The 14,948-nt window shown below is 64.8% G+C and carries 12 protein-coding genes; 7 read left to right on the forward strand and 5 right to left on the reverse strand.

Annotated features, from left to right (window positions below):
• Window positions 1–203: 203 nt before the first annotated feature.
• The 5 genes from LN450_RS09070 to LN450_RS09090 all read left to right on the forward strand — a co-directional run bounded on the left by LN450_RS09070 (window position 204) and on the right by LN450_RS09090 (window position 4,119).
• Entirely contained in the window at window positions 204–662 is a 459-nt protein-coding gene (locus LN450_RS09070) for an NUDIX hydrolase (RefSeq protein ID WP_008575782.1), read from the forward strand.
• Window positions 659–1,795, forward strand: a complete 1,137-nt coding sequence (gene mnmA / locus LN450_RS09075; protein WP_011347297.1) for a tRNA 2-thiouridine(34) synthase MnmA — start codon at window positions 659–661, stop codon at window positions 1,793–1,795. Before LN450_RS09070 ends, mnmA begins: the two co-directional genes overlap by 4 nt.
• Window positions 1,795–2,409 (forward strand): high frequency lysogenization protein HflD, encoded by a 615-nt coding sequence (hflD, locus tag LN450_RS09080; RefSeq protein WP_011347296.1) that lies wholly within the window; start codon window positions 1,795–1,797, stop codon window positions 2,407–2,409. The genes mnmA and hflD overlap by 1 nt, the downstream gene beginning before the upstream one ends.
• Window positions 2,410–2,470: 61 nt before the next feature.
• Window positions 2,471–3,748 (forward strand): methyl-accepting chemotaxis protein, encoded by a 1,278-nt coding sequence (locus tag LN450_RS09085; RefSeq protein WP_014090132.1) that lies wholly within the window; start codon window positions 2,471–2,473, stop codon window positions 3,746–3,748.
• 86 nt (window positions 3,749–3,834) lie between these two features.
• Complete coding sequence (locus tag LN450_RS09090) at window positions 3,835–4,119, forward strand: hypothetical protein (protein WP_011347295.1); 285 nt, start codon at window positions 3,835–3,837, stop codon at window positions 4,117–4,119.
• Between the two features lie 948 nt (window positions 4,120–5,067).
• On the opposite strand, the gene LN450_RS09095 is transcribed toward LN450_RS09090, so the two are convergent.
• Window positions 5,068–7,854 carry a sensor domain-containing protein gene (locus LN450_RS09095; protein ID WP_011347293.1) on the reverse strand — a complete coding sequence of 929 codons (2,787 nt, stop codon included), beginning with the start codon at window positions 7,852–7,854 and terminating at the stop codon, window positions 5,068–5,070.
• Window positions 7,855–7,973: 119 nt separating this feature from the next.
• Here LN450_RS09095 and LN450_RS09100 point away from each other — a divergent pair, with 119 nt between their 5' ends.
• Together LN450_RS09100 and LN450_RS09105 are read left to right on the forward strand one after the other, a co-directional pair.
• The gene (locus tag LN450_RS09100) at window positions 7,974–10,106 is read left to right on the forward strand and encodes a sensor histidine kinase (protein WP_008575789.1); all 2,133 of its coding nucleotides are present in this window, start codon (window positions 7,974–7,976) and stop codon (window positions 10,104–10,106) included.
• 3 nt (window positions 10,107–10,109) lie between these two features.
• Window positions 10,110–11,831: an EAL domain-containing protein gene (locus tag LN450_RS09105; RefSeq protein WP_008575790.1), complete on the forward strand. Its 1,722-nt coding sequence runs from the start codon at window positions 10,110–10,112 to the stop codon at window positions 11,829–11,831.
• A gap of 135 nt (window positions 11,832–11,966) precedes the next feature.
• On the opposite strand, the gene LN450_RS09110 is transcribed toward LN450_RS09105, so the two are convergent.
• The 4 genes from LN450_RS09110 to flgA form a co-directional block, all read right to left on the reverse strand.
• Window positions 11,967–13,193 carry an ATP-binding protein gene (locus LN450_RS09110; protein WP_008575791.1) on the reverse strand — a complete coding sequence of 409 codons (1,227 nt, stop codon included), beginning with the start codon at window positions 13,191–13,193 and terminating at the stop codon, window positions 11,967–11,969.
• 166 nt (window positions 13,194–13,359) lie between these two features.
• Window positions 13,360–13,692, reverse strand: a complete 333-nt coding sequence (locus tag LN450_RS09115; protein WP_003482942.1) for a flagella protein — start codon at window positions 13,690–13,692, stop codon at window positions 13,360–13,362.
• 15 nt (window positions 13,693–13,707) lie between these two features.
• Window positions 13,708–14,019, reverse strand: a complete 312-nt coding sequence (flgM, locus tag LN450_RS09120; RefSeq protein ID WP_003482943.1) for a flagellar biosynthesis anti-sigma factor FlgM — start codon at window positions 14,017–14,019, stop codon at window positions 13,708–13,710.
• A 66-nt stretch (window positions 14,020–14,085) separates the two neighbouring features.
• Window positions 14,086–14,730: a flagellar basal body P-ring formation chaperone FlgA gene (gene flgA / locus LN450_RS09125; RefSeq protein WP_008575794.1), complete on the reverse strand. Its 645-nt coding sequence runs from the start codon at window positions 14,728–14,730 to the stop codon at window positions 14,086–14,088.
• Window positions 14,731–14,948 lie beyond the last annotated feature (218 nt).

The following is a 14,948-nucleotide window of genomic DNA, read 5'->3' on the forward strand; positions in this document are numbered from 1 at the left end:
GCGCCCCGCACAATTTGTCTCCAATTCCCTGGCTGGCCCTTGATGACCGATCCCATGACCGCGCAGCTGCTGGCGCCGTCGTCGACCGCAGATGCCCCGATGCGCACCGCACACGACGGCGCAGCCGTGCCGGGGTGGCACCGCGATGCCGGCCCCGCCGCGCAAGCGGCGCACAGGTGGTCGACCGCGTTGGAGCAGATTCGATGAGTACGCCAGAGCAACGCTGGCATCCCGATGTGACCGTGGCCACCGTCGTGGTGCGCGATGGACGCTTTTTGCAGGTGGAAGAAGCCATCGGCGGCCGCCTGCTGTTGAACCAGCCTGCCGGGCATCTGGAGCCGAACGAAAGCCTGCTGGATGCGGCCGTGCGCGAAACCCTCGAGGAGACTGGCTGGGACGTGCGCCTGACCCAGTTCATCGGTACCTACCAATGGGTTGCCCCCAACGGACAGTGCTTTTTGCGCTTTGCATTCGTTGCCGATGCGCTAGCCCATCACTCCGAACGCAGCCTCGACACCGGCGTGGTGCGCGCGCTGTGGATGACCCCGGACGAACTGCGCGCCTCCACCGAGCGCCTGCGCAGCCCACTGGTGTGGGAGGTGGTTGCCGACTACCTGGCCGGGCAGCGCTATCCGCTCTCCCTGGTGCGGCACGTCGCATGAGTACGCCACGGATTGTATTGGGTGTGTCCGGCGGCGTGGATTCGTCGGTGGCGGCGTGGAAGCTGGCGCAGCAAGGCGAGCCGATCGCGGGGCTGTTCATGCAGAACTGGGCCGACGACGGCAGCGGCGATTGTCGCGCCGAAGACGACCGCCGCGATGCCGTGGCGGTGTGCGGCGTGCTGGGCATCCCGTTTCATTTTCGCGATTTCTCCGGCGAATACTGGAACGGCGTGTTCGCGCATTTCCTGGCCGAATATGCGGCCGGACGCACGCCCAACCCGGACGTGTTGTGCAACCGCGAAGTGAAGTTCAAGCATTTTCTGGATGCAGCACAGGCGCTGGGGGCCGAGCGCATCGCCACCGGCCATTACGCGCAGGTGGCGCATCGCGGCGGGCGGTGGCGGCTGCTACGTGGCGCCGACCGCGGCAAGGACCAGAGTTATTTCCTGCATCAGTTGGGGCAGGCGCAGTTGGCCGCCACCCTGTTCCCGATCGGCGACCTGGAAAAAAGCACGTTGCGCCGGATTGCCCAGGATGCCGGCTTGCCGACCCATGCCAAGAAGGATTCCACCGGCATCTGCTTCATCGGCGAACGCGATTTCCGCGAGTTTCTGGGCCGCTACCTGCCCGCGCGCGCCGGCGAGATCCGCGACCCGCAGGGGCAGCGCATCGCCGAGCATCCGGGGGTGTTCTATTTCACCCTGGGCCAGCGCGAAGGGCTGAACATCGGCGGCGTGCGCGGACGGGCGGCCGCGCCGTGGTATGTGGTCGGCAAGGATGTGGCGAACAATGTGCTGTATGTGGACCAGGACCGCGACAGCCCGCTGCTGCAATCGCGCTGGCTGCAGTCCGAACAAGCCCACTGGGTGACCGGGGCGCCGCCGGCACGCCGGTTCACCTGCACTGCGCAGACGCGCTACCGTCAGCCCGACGAGCCCTGCACGGTGGATGTGCAGGACGATGGCAGCGTGCAGGTGCGCTTCGAACGGCCGCAACGGGCGGTGACGCCGGGGCAGTCGCTGGTGCTGTACGACGGCGAGGAGTGCCTGGGCGGCGCGGTCATCGCCGCCACCGACGCACCGCTGGAACGCCAGTTGGCGGGATCTTCTTTTTCCTCTGAGGTAGTGGCTTGATGAGTGTTTCCATGGATCACCGTGTGCTGGCGCTTGCCGGCGTCGCTCAGGCCCTGCAACAGGTGCGGCGGATCGCCGAGACCGGGCATTCGGAAGCGGCGACGGTGCGTACCGCCATGGACAGCGTGTTCCGGGTGGACGCCGCCTCGCCAGAGGCCGTGTACGGCTCGGCAGCGGCGCTGGCGCCTGGCCTGCGCCTGCTGCACAACTACTTCCGCAACCAGGGCCAGGACGAAGTGCTGCCGCGTCTGGCGCTGGCCGTGCTGCAGCTGGAGCGCCGGTTCGTACGCGATACCAGCACCGTCGCCACTGTCGCCAGCGGAATCGACGCGGCAGCGCGCCAGGCCCAGCAGCTGGGCGACAGCAGCCACCCCGACGTATTGAGCTCGCTCGGCGGGCTGTACGCACAGACCATCAGCCACTTGCGGCCCAAGGTCATGGTCCAGGGCAACCCGCACTACCTGGGCCAGGCCGGCGTGGTCGCGGAGATCCGCGCGCTGTTGCTGGCAGCAGTGCGCTCGGCGGTGCTGTGGCGGCAGATGGGCGGCAACCTGTGGGATTTTTTGTTCGCCAAGCGCGCGATGATCGAAGCGGTGGACCGCGCGTTGCGCTAAATGGCGCGAAAAAGCCGCCTGCATCTGCACGCTAGCGGCCGCTGACGCGCGCCAACGGCGGTTGAATGGGCCAGGCGATGTGGCGATCGTCGCTAAAGACAACGGGGGCAGTGCCGATACAGCAACCGTGACTCTGCCGAGAACGCCCATGTATTCACGTCCACTCATCCGTCTAGCCGCTCCTTTGGCTCTGACCTTGCTGTTCCCCTTCGCTGTCGGATTCGACTGGCCCGCTTCGGTGCGCTGGGCGATCCTGGCGACCATGACCCTCAGTTGGTTGGGTTTCGCTGCCTGGGTGACGTATTCCCAGTTCCGGCCTAATCCGGACCAGGCCCGCATCCTGCGCGAGCAGGACCAACTGCTCAACGAACTGCGCACGTTCGTCAGCAACGAAGTCGACGGTTCGCGCTCGGAAGTCGAGCGTGCCCGCGAACTGATCCGCCAGGCCGTGTCCGGCCTGGGTGGCAGCTTCGAAGCGATGAATCGCAAATCGCGTCAGCAAAGCCAGGCACTGGCCCGCATCGTCGACCGTGCCGGTGACGATGGCAGCGCCGGCGTCGACGTCGCCCGCTTCGCCCAGCACGCCAGCTCCCGCATGGAGCAGTTGGTGGAAGCGCTGGAACAGGTGAGCGGCCAAAGTACCAATACCGTCCATCACATCGACGAGATGGCGCAGCATCTGGATGGCATCTTCGCGCTGCTGGAAGACGTCAAGTCGATTGCCGACCAGACCAACCTGCTGGCCTTGAACGCCGCCATCGAAGCAGCGCGTGCCGGTGAAGCCGGTCGCGGCTTCGCCGTGGTTGCCGACGAGGTGCGCAACCTGTCCGAGCGTTCCACCACCTTCAACGAGCAGATCCGCAAGCTGGCACACAGCTCCAAGGAATCGATCGCCAAGGTGCGTGAAACGGTCTCGCAGCTGGCCTCGCGCCACATGGACCGCTCCCGCGAGGCGCGCCATGAATCGGCCGCCATGCTGGAGAACGTCGCCCAGATCAACGCCTCGTTGGGCGATGGCATGCGCGAGATCTCCGAATGCGCACGCTCGATCGATGGCAGCGTGGCCGAAGCGGTGCGTGCCCTGCAGTTCGAGGACATCGCCACGCAGACGCTGAGCGGTATCCACACCCACCTGGATCGCCTGACCGCGATCAACCGCGAAGCGGTGGCGCTGCAGGAACTGCTGCATCGCAATGGCGGCGTATACGACAGCGATCTGGTCGCCGCGCTGGCCAAGGTGTCCAACCGCCTGCGCGACATGCGCGTGGAGTGGGAGCGCCCGCCGCACAAGCCGGTGGCGCAGCAAGGCATGGGTGCCGGCACGGTCGAGTTGTTCTAAGACCGATGCCGCCACGCAGCTGCTGATTCCGACATTCCCCGGCCTTCCGGGGATTTGTCGTTCCGTTACGACCTGGTGTTCCGCCCATGACGCTTGTTGCCCCGACCATCGATGCCCCTACCGCCGCACTGCAGGCCGCTGCATTGGCAGCCGCACAAGCCGAGCGCATCGCCCAAAGCGATGCGGCCAGGCCTGCATTGCGGCGCGTCCGCATGCCGGCCGCGCTGGAACGGCTGGAACACAGCGCACGCGCGGAGCTGCTGGCCCTGATCAACCCGCGCCGTGCATGCAGCGAAGAAGAACTGCTGTTTGCAACCGTGGCCTGGGATCTCGGTCTGGATGGTGCCGCGGTCAGCGGATCGGCGCGGTAAGCCCAGCGCCGCACAGCGGGGCATGCCTCGGCAGGCGCCCCGCTGGTTGTTTCCACTGCCCGAGATTGAGGCCTTTGCGCCCCGCCTTGCCGCCAAGGCGCTTCTGCCGACAAGCAGTGCCCACGCACGCGACACCGCTCACCTGCAGCGTCAGGTGAGCTCTGCCCGCCCGTCTGCGGCGATTCTTATGACTGAACGTGCGCCTTTGATCGCTACCGCGCGATCGGAACGAGCCTGCGCGAGGGAATTGCGCGTCTGCTACGCGGCGTCGCAACTCTCTCGCGCCCCTGTTGCGGCACACACTCGAAGTGCGTCTTTGCCGGCTGAGCAACCCAAACCACTTCAGCAGTGGAAGTGGACCCGCCAGTTGCACCGACGCTGATGTGTAGCGTGGCTGCGGGTCCTTGCGCGCGCCTCATCGCAGGACAGATGCATTGCAGCCTGTAAGAGCTTACGCGGCAGCCATGCCGTTCGAGGTCCTGCGATGGCGGGTGCGCAGCGACCGTGGAGATGGTCGCTGCGCGATGTGCGCAGTGCATCGCCCCCTGCTTTTCACTTATCGACCTGCCAACGCTCGGGTGCGATGTCCTCGCCGAGTGCGGGAGCGTTGGCGCGGCATGGAGGTCGCCATCGAACTTCACTAGATGGACCAGCAGCGTGTCCCGCGAGCGGCAAGGCATCGCGCCGCCTTCGACGCCAGGACGTGGTTGTGGCCCTGTCGCTTACGTCAGCTTGAGCGTCGTTGATGCCGCCGCGAAGTATGTGTGGGACGCCCTCATGGCCTGCCCTGTGACTGGTGAGGCCCTGCGTACCCGACCTGACAAGTGATCAGCGGCGTGAGAACGCCGATATGGCTCGCCATGTCTGATGTCTTCGACCCGTTGGGCAATATACACCGACACCTGTAGGGCGGATGCGCCGCGGCTCAAACCCACGCAACGCACTGGGTCAGTTGGCAATCACCAGCCGTGCGCCCAACCGCATGCCGGCGTCGGCTTCGCGCAACCACTGCGCCATGTCGCGCGGCGATAGCGGGCGTGAGTAGAAGTAACCCTGGATTTCGTCGCAGCCCTGCTGGCGCAGCAGTGCATCTTCCTGCACGGTTTCCACGCCTTCTGCGACCACCTGCATGCCCAGGGCATGCCCCAGATGGACGATGGCCTGGGTGACTTCGGCCGTGTTGGCGTCGTCGAGCATGCCCTGCACGAAGCTTCGGTCGATCTTCAGACGCTGTACCGGGAACCGGTTGAGGTAATGCAGGTTCGAGAAGCCGGTGCCGAAGTCGTCCACCGCCAGCAGCACGCCGTTCTGTTCGAACAATTCGAAGCAGCGGCGCAGCGAGTCCGAATCGCGAATCAAGGCAGATTCGGTCAGCTCCAGCTCCAGGCGCGAAGGCGGCCAGCCATTGTCGCGGCAGATTTCCAGCACGCGCTCGGCAAAGCCGCGTTCGCGCAATTGCACCGCAGACACATTCACCGCAACGCGGCTGAAATGCAGCCCGGCCCGATCCCAGACAACGGCCTGACGACACGCTTCGCCGATGACCCACTCGCCCAGACGCACGATTTCGCCACATTCTTCGGCAATCGGGATGAATTCGACCGGGCTGCAGGGTCCATGGCCAGGGCGATTCCAGCGCATCAGCGCTTCGATCGCCGGCGATGCATCGTCCACGGTGTTGACCAGCGGCTGGTAGACCAGCGTGAATTCTTCGCGCTCGAGCGCGCCTTGCAGCGCATGCTCCAGCTCCAGGCGGCGCTGCGCGCGCAGCAGCACGTCCTGGCTGTAGTAATGGTAGGTATTGCGCCCGGACTCCTTGGCTGCATACATCGCCGCGTCGGCGGCACGCAACAGGCTGTCGAAATCCGACAGCCCTTCGCCCTGCAGCGCGATGCCAATGCTGGCGCCGAGCTTGAGGGTGACGTGCTCCTTGCGCAGCGGCTCGCCCAGCGCAGCAATCAATTTGCGCGCCACGTGGCCGGCATCTTCGGGCTCGGACATATCGCGCAGCAGCACGATGAATTCGTCGTCGCTGAAGCGGCCGAACAGGTCGCTATTACGCAGATGTTGATGCAGGCGCGACGAGGCCAGCTTGAGCAGGTTGTCGCCGGTGGCGTGGCCGAACGAATCGTTGATGCTTTTGAAGCCATCCAGATCGATCAACAGCATTGCCAACGTCTGGCCGCGCTCGCTCGCTTCGCGAATGGCGTTTTCTGCCTGCTCGCGCAACAAGAAGCGGTTCGGCAAACCGGTCAGACGGTCGTAATGGGCAAGCAGCTCGATGCGCTCGTTGGCTTCGCGCTCGCGGGTGATATCGCGGAACAAGGCGACAAACCGCGGCGGCAAGCCCTCACGACGATCCAGTTCGATCAGCACCTGCACCCAGACACGCTGGCCGGAGTTGCGATAGAAACACAGCTCCAGCTGCTCGGGCAGGCCGCCATCGGAGATACGCAGCAGCGCCGCCTCGAAAGCGTCGCGCGAATCCTGCGTATACAGCGACAGCGCCTGCTCCAGGGTGATGTTTTCCTTGCGCAGGCCGTGAATGCGATAGCACTCCTCGGTCCATTGCATGCGCCGGGTGTCGACCTCGATCTCGCAGCCGCCGATCTTGCCCAACGCGGACACGCGATTGAGCAGCTCGGTGCGCCAACGGATCAGCGCGTCGGTCTGGCGTTGTTCGGTGACGTTCTGCAGCTGGCCAAGCACGCGCACCATGCTGCCGTCGCCATCGAACACCGGCTGTGCCCACACGCGCAGATGATGCGGGTTGGCACCGAGCAGGCCGTTGATTTCCATCTCGAAGTGCACCGGCATGCCTTCGTGCTTGATCTTGCGCCAGGCGCTGCGCAGTTGCGCAACCGAAGGCCCAGCCAGCAGGCGCAGGATGTCGCGGATGCCTTGCAGACGAACCTGGGTCATGCCGAGTTGTTGCAGGAAATCCTGCGACACCCACAGCGCATCGTGATGCGAATCCCAGCTCCAGCTTCCCATGCTGGCAATGCGCTGGGCTTCTTCGAGCTGCGCCTGCTGATCGCGCAGCTGCTGCTCGAGCAATTTGTGATGGTGCACGTCGGTATGCGTGCCGACCATGCGCAACGGACGTCCGTCGGCGGTGCGCGATACCACGCGGCCGCGATCCAGGATCCAGCGCCACTGGCCGTCGTGCTGGCGTAGCCGAAATTCGGCCACGTAGGTATCGGTGCGGCCTTCCAGATGCGCCTGCACCGCCGCGCTGACATGCGCATGGTCTTCCGGATGAATCAGCCCGGACAAGGCAGTGAGATTGTTCGGCAGCGGCTGCTCGGAATAGCCGAGCATGCGCGTCCAGCGCTCGGAGCGATACACCACATCGGCCGGAATATCCCAATCCCACAAGCCATGATCGGCGCTGTCCAGGCCTATCTCCCAGCGACTGGTGCCATCGGCACCCTTGGGCTCGGGAATGCTCAGGGTGAATGCCATGATCTGGCCGTGCTCGTCGCAGACCGCACGCAGCCAGCCCTCCAGCCGCCCGCCGCCGGTGCCTGGCAATACGCAGGGCGCCATGCCCCCGCTTTCGGCCAATTGGGCACGGCTGCTTTCCAACACATCGGCGTATGCGCCGAGGGTTGCCGGCAATCCGAGGGATTGCGCAACGCGGTTGGCCGCCAGAGGCTGGCCATGCGCATCCAACAACACCACCGCCGAGGTCAGCGGGTGCTGCAGCATGCTTGCAATGACGCCTGAGTCCACTCTGGAACACTCCGAAGAATCGACCCCGGCCTCGGAGTCGCAATGGATAACGGCCGTGCCGGCCAATAGTTGAGCCACCTGTTGCGAGCTGGACCGAACCGGCCCGAGTTACGGCTAAGATGGCCGCATCGCCAGCACTCAAGGTCGTCCGCGGATCCATGCAACAGCCCGTCGCCGCGCCCGCATTTTCGTCTGCCCCCGTCTCCTGCCTCCGTCTGGCCGAGCGCCTGCAGCAAGGCTTGTGGACACTGACCGGCCTGTACCTGCTGGTTGGCGTGATCTGGCTGCTGCTGGGCAACCGGCTGCTCAACCTGGCCGGCGCCGCCATGCCGGAGCGCTGGTCGGATGCGAGCTTTCTGGTGCTGTCCAGCATCGTCATCCACCTGGTGCTGCGCCGCTTTACCGGCTTGATCGTGGACGAGTACGCCCAGCTGGCGCAGTCCGAGGCGTTGCTGCAAGCCAAGTTCCTGGCATTGCCCAGCCCGGCCTTCATTTACGACCTGGCCACCATGCGCATCCTCGACGCCAATCCGGCGGCGCTGGAATTCTTCGGCTGGGAGCGCGACGAGTTCCTGCAGCAGACGCTGCAGGCGATCTGGCCCAATGCCGATGGCGAGCGGCTGGAAGAGATCATTGCGCAGATCCGTGGCAAGGGGGATGCCACCTGCGTGTTGAACGAGGACCTGATGACGCGCAGCGGCCCGCGGCATGTCGAGGTGCGCAGCAACCAGCTGCATCTGGCCAGCGGTCCTGCCCGCCTGGTCGTCACCGTAGACCGCAGCGAAGAGCGCCGGGCGCAGGATCTGCGCGACGAGGCGCTCGAACGCCTGGAAGAGGCGCAGAGCATCGCGCGGCTGGGCTCCTGGCAACTGGATCGCACCACTGGCCTGGGGCGCTATTCGCCAGCGGTCTACCGCCTGCTGGGGCGCAGCGTGCCGATGCACCGTCGTGAGCATCGGCTGGAAGAATTGCTGACCGCCTCCGACAGCGCGACCCAGGTGCGCATCGAACGCATGATCGAAGACATGTGTACCGGTGGCGAGGTGCAGATCGATGTGCTGCTGCCGCTGACCGGTGGCGATTCGCAACCGCGCACGGTGCATCTGCGCGCCGAAAGCGTGACCAGCCCCAGCGGCGTGCGCCATGTGCACGGCACCTTGCAGGACGTGAGCGAACGCGAGCAATCGCGCCGGCTGCTGCGCGAACGCGAGGAGCAGTTTCGCGAGTTGGTGCGCGTGCTGCCCGACGGTGTGCTGATTCTCGCCGACGAGCATGTGATGTATGCCAACGCGGCCGGCTCGGCCCAGTTCGGCTTCCAGGGCGAAACCATCCTGGGCGAACCACTGCAGACCCTGGTGGGCGACAACGACCTGCCGGTGGTGCGCGAATACCTGCGCGCAGGCAGCGATCGCAATGAGCCGGTCTCCAGCGCACGCGCGATGCGTCGTCGCGACGGCAGCACCTTCTACGCAGGTCTGTCGGCCGGCGACATCCGCTACGGCGGACGCAGCTGCAAGTTGCTGGTGGTGCGCGATCTGAGCGAACCCGAGCGCATGCGCGATGCCCTGGCCGAGAGCAATGCCGAACTGCAGGCGATGGCCAAACGTCTGTTTTCGTTGCAGGAAGATGAGCGGCGTGCCATCTCGCGCGACCTGCATGACGACATCGGGCAAGCGATCACTGCGATGAAGTTGTCTGCGCACGCAGCCCTGGATGAGCCGGACGCGGACGCGCGCCGCGAGGACTTGCTGGAAGTCGTGTCGCTGGCCGACACCACGGTGACCAAGCTGCGCAATCTGTCGATGCTGTTGCGCCCGCCACAACTCGATGCCCTGGGCCTGGAGGCAGCGCTGCGTTGGCAGGCATCGATGCTGTTCCGCGCCTCGCAGGTTCGGCTGGAGCTCGATATTCAGGCACTCGAGGAACGGCCGGGCAACGAGATCGAACAGGCCTGCTTCCGGATCGCGCAGGAAAGCCTGACCAATGCGTTGCGGCACGCCTGCGCCGGCGAAGTGCACCTGCGTCTGCATTCGATCGATGGCGACAGTTTCCGCCTGGAAGTCAGCGACGACGGCGATGGGTTCGAGCCGGAGGGTCCGCGTGGGCTGGGGCTGATCGTGATGCGTGAGCGTGCGCAAACCGTCGGCGGCACGCTCGCGATAGAATCAGCCCCCGGAGCAGGCACGCGCGTGACGTTGCGCCTGCCCTATCACCCGGTCGGCGAGTCCGTCCACGACGATGGTGGACGTTGAGTCATGTGGAGTCCCGTAATCCCGCCCGGACTGGAAATCGTCAAGCCCACCCGGCTTGGCGCGGGCAACCCCGAATTGCTGCACCTGGTGGATGCGGCCGCGTCCGGCGGCCCGCCGCTGATGATCTTCCACGTCGATATCGATCACTTTGCCTCGATCAACGAGAACATGAGTGGCGAGGTCGGCGACCAGGCGCTGACGCTGGCAGCGCGCAGGCTGCAGGAATTTCTCGGCACGCGCGGCAAGCTGTGGCGCCACGGCAGCGATGAAATGGTGGTTGTAGCGGTGCGCCGCGACGACACGCCCCTGCCGGAAGATTTTGCCGAGGAAATCCGCCAGCAACTGGAACTGCCGCTGTCGGTGCTGCCGTATACCTTGTTCATGACCGGCAAGGTCGGCATCAGCCTGTGTCCGGAACATTCCACCTCATTGTCCACGCTGCTGGATTACGCCGAAGAAGCCAGCTACCAGGCCGCGCGCGAAGGCGGCAACACAGTGCGGCTGTACACGCGCAACTCGGCCACCAACGCGCACAGCGAAAGCATCATTGCGCGGCAGATCGTCGATGCGATTCCGCACGGCGAATTGCGCCTGCGCTACCAGCCGCTGGTGAGTGCGCGCGACGGCCGCATCGTGGGCATGGAAGCGCTGCTGCGCTGGCAATCGCCCACCCTGGGCATGCTGGTGCCGGAACGCTTCATGCGTACCGCCGAGCGCCTGGGCGTGATCGTGCAGATCGGCGAATGGGTATTGCAGAACGCAGTGCGCCAGGCGCGGCTGTGGCGCGACCAGGGTTTCGACGATTTCAGCATTGCAGTGAATGTTTCCACGCTGCAGCTGCTGCGCCCGGGCTTCTTCAACGAAGTGATGGCGATGCTGCAGACCGCCGGTGTGCCGGCGCAGTTCGTCACGCTGGAGATCAACGAAAGCGCGCTGACCAACAACGTCAATTTCGTCCACGAGACGATGGCCAATCTGCGCAACGAAGGCATCAGCCTGAGCCTGGACAACTTCGGCACCGGCGATTCCAGCCTGAGCGCGTTGGTGCGCTACCCGGTGGACCGGCTCAAGATCGACCGCAGCTTCATCAAGAGCGCACCGGCCGGCAGCCGCGAGGCGGCGATTGCGCGTGCCATCATCGCCATGGGCCACCAGCTCGGCATGACGGTGATTGCCAACGGCGTCGAATCGCAGGCGCAGCTGGGCTTTTTGCGCCGCAACGATTGCGACATCTTCCAGGGCTACCTGTTCGGCGAGCCGATGTCGGCCGAGTCGGCCGGCATGGCACTGCGTCGCCGCTACCTGCGCCCGGAATCATTTGCCGAAAGCCGCCCCGACCGCACGCTCTTGCTGCTGGACGACGAAGAAAACGTGCTGCGTTCGCTGGTGCGGCTGTTCCGCCGCGACGGTTACCGCATCCTGGCAGCCGGCAACGTGCGCGACGCCTTCGACCTGCTCGCCACCAACGATGTGCAGGTGATCCTGTCGGACCAGCGCATGAGCGACATGAGCGGCACCGAGTTCCTGGGCCGGGTCAAGATGCTCTACCCGGACACGGTGCGTCTGGTGCTCTCCGGCTACACCGACCTGGCCACCGTCACCGAGGCCATCAACCGCGGCGCGATCTACCGTTTCCTGACCAAGCCCTGGAACGACGACGAGCTGCGCGAGCACATTCGCCAGGCATTCCGCACGCATGATGAGTTGCGTAATGGCCGGGAATAGGGAATTGGGATTGGGGAATCGGTAGAGCAGACCTCTGCGTCTTGTTGCTGCTCAGACACGCAACCAGATCAAGCGAGCGAAAAGCTGCCTCACCGATTCCCGATTCCCGATTCCCGATTCCCCACTCCCAGCGCGTCAGCGCGGCTGCCGGATCGGTAGCGTGATCCTGAAACTGGCACCCTGCCCTGGCGTGCTTTCCACGTCGATGCGGCCGTGGTGCTTGTTGATGATGCCGTAGGAAATCGACAGGCCCAGGCCGGTGCCGCTGCCGACCGGCTTGGTGGTGAAGAATGGGTCGAAGATGCGCTGCAGCAGATCCGGGGCGATGCCGGCACCGCTGTCCTGGAACTGGATCCAGACGTTTTCTGCTTCGTCGCGACCGGTGGTCACGGTGATCGTGCCGCGCTCGACGATGGCCTGGCCGGCGTTGAGCAGCATGTTCATGTAGACCTGGTTGAGCTCGGATGGCAGGCACTCCACCAGCGGCAACTCGGCGTAGTTGCGCTCCAGCGTGACCTTGTACTTGAGCTCGTTCCAGATGATGTTGATGGTGGATTCCAGACCCGCATGCAGGTCGACCATCTTCCACGACTCGGACCGGTCCGAGTACGAGAAGTCCTTGAGATCGCGCACGATGCGGGTCACCCGCTCGATGCCTTCGCGCGATTCGGCCATCAATTGCGGCAGATCGCGGCTGATGAAGTCGATGTCGGCGCGGTTGCGGATTTCGTCGATTTCCGGAATCAGCGCCTTGGGATCCGGCGCCTGCAGCGCGCGCTCGTAGGCTTCGATCAGAGTGAACAAGCTGCGTAGATATTCCTGCAGGCTGCCCAGATTGGAGTGCACATAACCGATCGGATTGTTGATTTCGTGCGCCACGCCTGCGGCCAGCTGGCCGATGGAGGCCATCTTTTCCGATTGCAGCAATTTGTCCTGCGCACCGTTCAGGCGCAGATAGGCCTGGCGTAATTCGGCATGGCGCTGTTGCAGCTCGCGCTCGTAATCCTGCTGGCCTTCGATGTTGTGGAACAGCGCCAGAAAATGCCCGGGCCCGGACTCTTCGTTGTAATACAGATGCGCGATGACCACCCGGTCGGCGACCGGCAGGCTACCGGTCCAGCTGCCCTTGCTACGCGCCTGATTGAGTGCGTCCGATGGCAATACCTGCGAAATGCGCTCGCCCAGATTGCGGTCGTCGGTGGGGTCTTCCTTGCACAGGCTCTGGCGTGCGATGGCATTGGCCAGAATCAGCTTGCCGTCTGCGCGGAACAGCAGCAGCCCCTCCATCATCTGGTCGCCGAAGGCGCGCAGGATATCCGGGGAAGGCAGTAAGGCTTGATTGAGAAAAAACTTGGCGGTCACGGGAGCAGGCGGCGTAGAGGATGCCTCAATATACGCCGAACCATTGACGCTCCGTATTGTCGTCTTGCATTACCCGGCGATGGGACGCAGAGCCAACGGCACCTGCCTGCTCACCCACGCTTGCCGCACCATCTGCAACCCGGCGTGCTGCAGAACAGCGTGCACCTCAGGCCACTGCCAACGAACGCCCGCCGCGCAACACGCTCGATTGCCCCTTGGCATCGTAGGACGGCGCACTTTCGGTGCGGCCCAAGTGACGCAGCGCCCAGTTCACTTCGCGGCGCCGGCGTGCCAGCAGCGCGCCATTGGCGCGGTTGGCTTCGGCCAGCTCACGCAGCCGCTCTTCTTCGCCTGCAGGCATCGCCGCTTCCAGCGCTTGCAGCGCCGACAGCTTGTCCTGCGTGTGTCGCATCAGCCCATCGATGTCGTTCTCGAGTAATGCCTGGCGTTCGCCGGCCAGCGCATCGCTGAGACGTTGCAGGAACTCGTTCACGTTCATCCTTTCCGTCGGGGATCAACCCGCCAGTTGCTGATTCAGATCCATCATGCGGCTGGCGATGGCGTCCGGGTTGATGGAATAGCTGCCGTTCTGCAATGCATCCTTCACCGCCTGGACGCGACCGGTGTCGATCGCCGAGGACTGCGAAAGCTCGCGCTGCAGGTTCTGCAGGTTGGTGGCTTCGCCGGTCAACTTGACGCTGTCGGTCGGCGGGGTTGCGGCAACCGGAGACGCGCGGTCTTCGCCGGCCGAAGCGATCTTGCTGCTGGTGGCCGTGGTGCGAAGGGTGGCAGCGGTCGGTAGATTGCCTTCGATTTTCTGGGTCATGTCAGGAACTCCTCTACAGGTCGTAGGGGATAACGGCACCCAGAAAAAAAACTTTATAGAAATTTTTTACCTGGAGACCACAACGGTTCCGCTCGCTTCAACGATGCCCTGCACCACCCGGCGCGAGGACGAATTTTCCACCGACACGCGCTCGTTTTCGCCGGCGTCCGACAGGGCGCGACCACTCATGCGCACCTCCAGCCCGCCATTGCGCGAGACCAGCGGCACGGTGTCGCCGCGCCGGACCAGCCGCTGCGTCACCAGATCGTTGGCCGAGAGCAGCGAGCCGGCCGGCAGGACGCGGCGGGCGGTCTTGCCCACCGCAGCGACCGGGTCGGCCAGCACCGCGCCGACGATGCGGGCGGCGTCACGCTTCTCGATACTGATATCGGCCAGCGAGATGGTTTCTCCAGCGCTGATGCCGCGGCGCAAGACCAGCACGTCCTGGTTGCGACGCACCTTCAGCGGCACGAACAGGCGCCAACCGGCCGGCTGTGGGCACGCCACTTCCACCGTATTGGTGCCGGTGGGCTGCGCCTGCAGCGCGATCGGGCAAGCCGGCATGCGCAGACCCGGATCGAGCGTGGCCTCGGCCTCGGCGTCCGGGCCGACGGTGGCCAGCGCCGCAGCACGAATGGAATCGACGGACTGATAGCTCTGGGCCCAGGCCGGAGCGGCAGCCAACAAGATGACAAGCAGGAGCAGACGCATGGGACCAGATCCGGAGGAAGACGGGACAGGCGTTGCAAGCGGCGTGCCTGTTTTTTGCCGGGATTGGGGAATCGGGATTGGGGATTCGTAAAAGCGGCCTTGCGGGTGATTCATTTATCCACTGCCGAAGCCCCTTCACCGACCGGATCTCTTCGACAACCATACCGAGCTCTCAAGGATGCAGAAGCAGCAGCGGCAGACAAACTCGCTAATGCACG

Origin of the sequence: Xanthomonas euvesicatoria pv. euvesicatoria (assembly GCF_020880415.1) — a bacterium.
GTDB lineage: Bacteria > Pseudomonadota > Gammaproteobacteria > Xanthomonadales > Xanthomonadaceae > Xanthomonas > Xanthomonas euvesicatoria.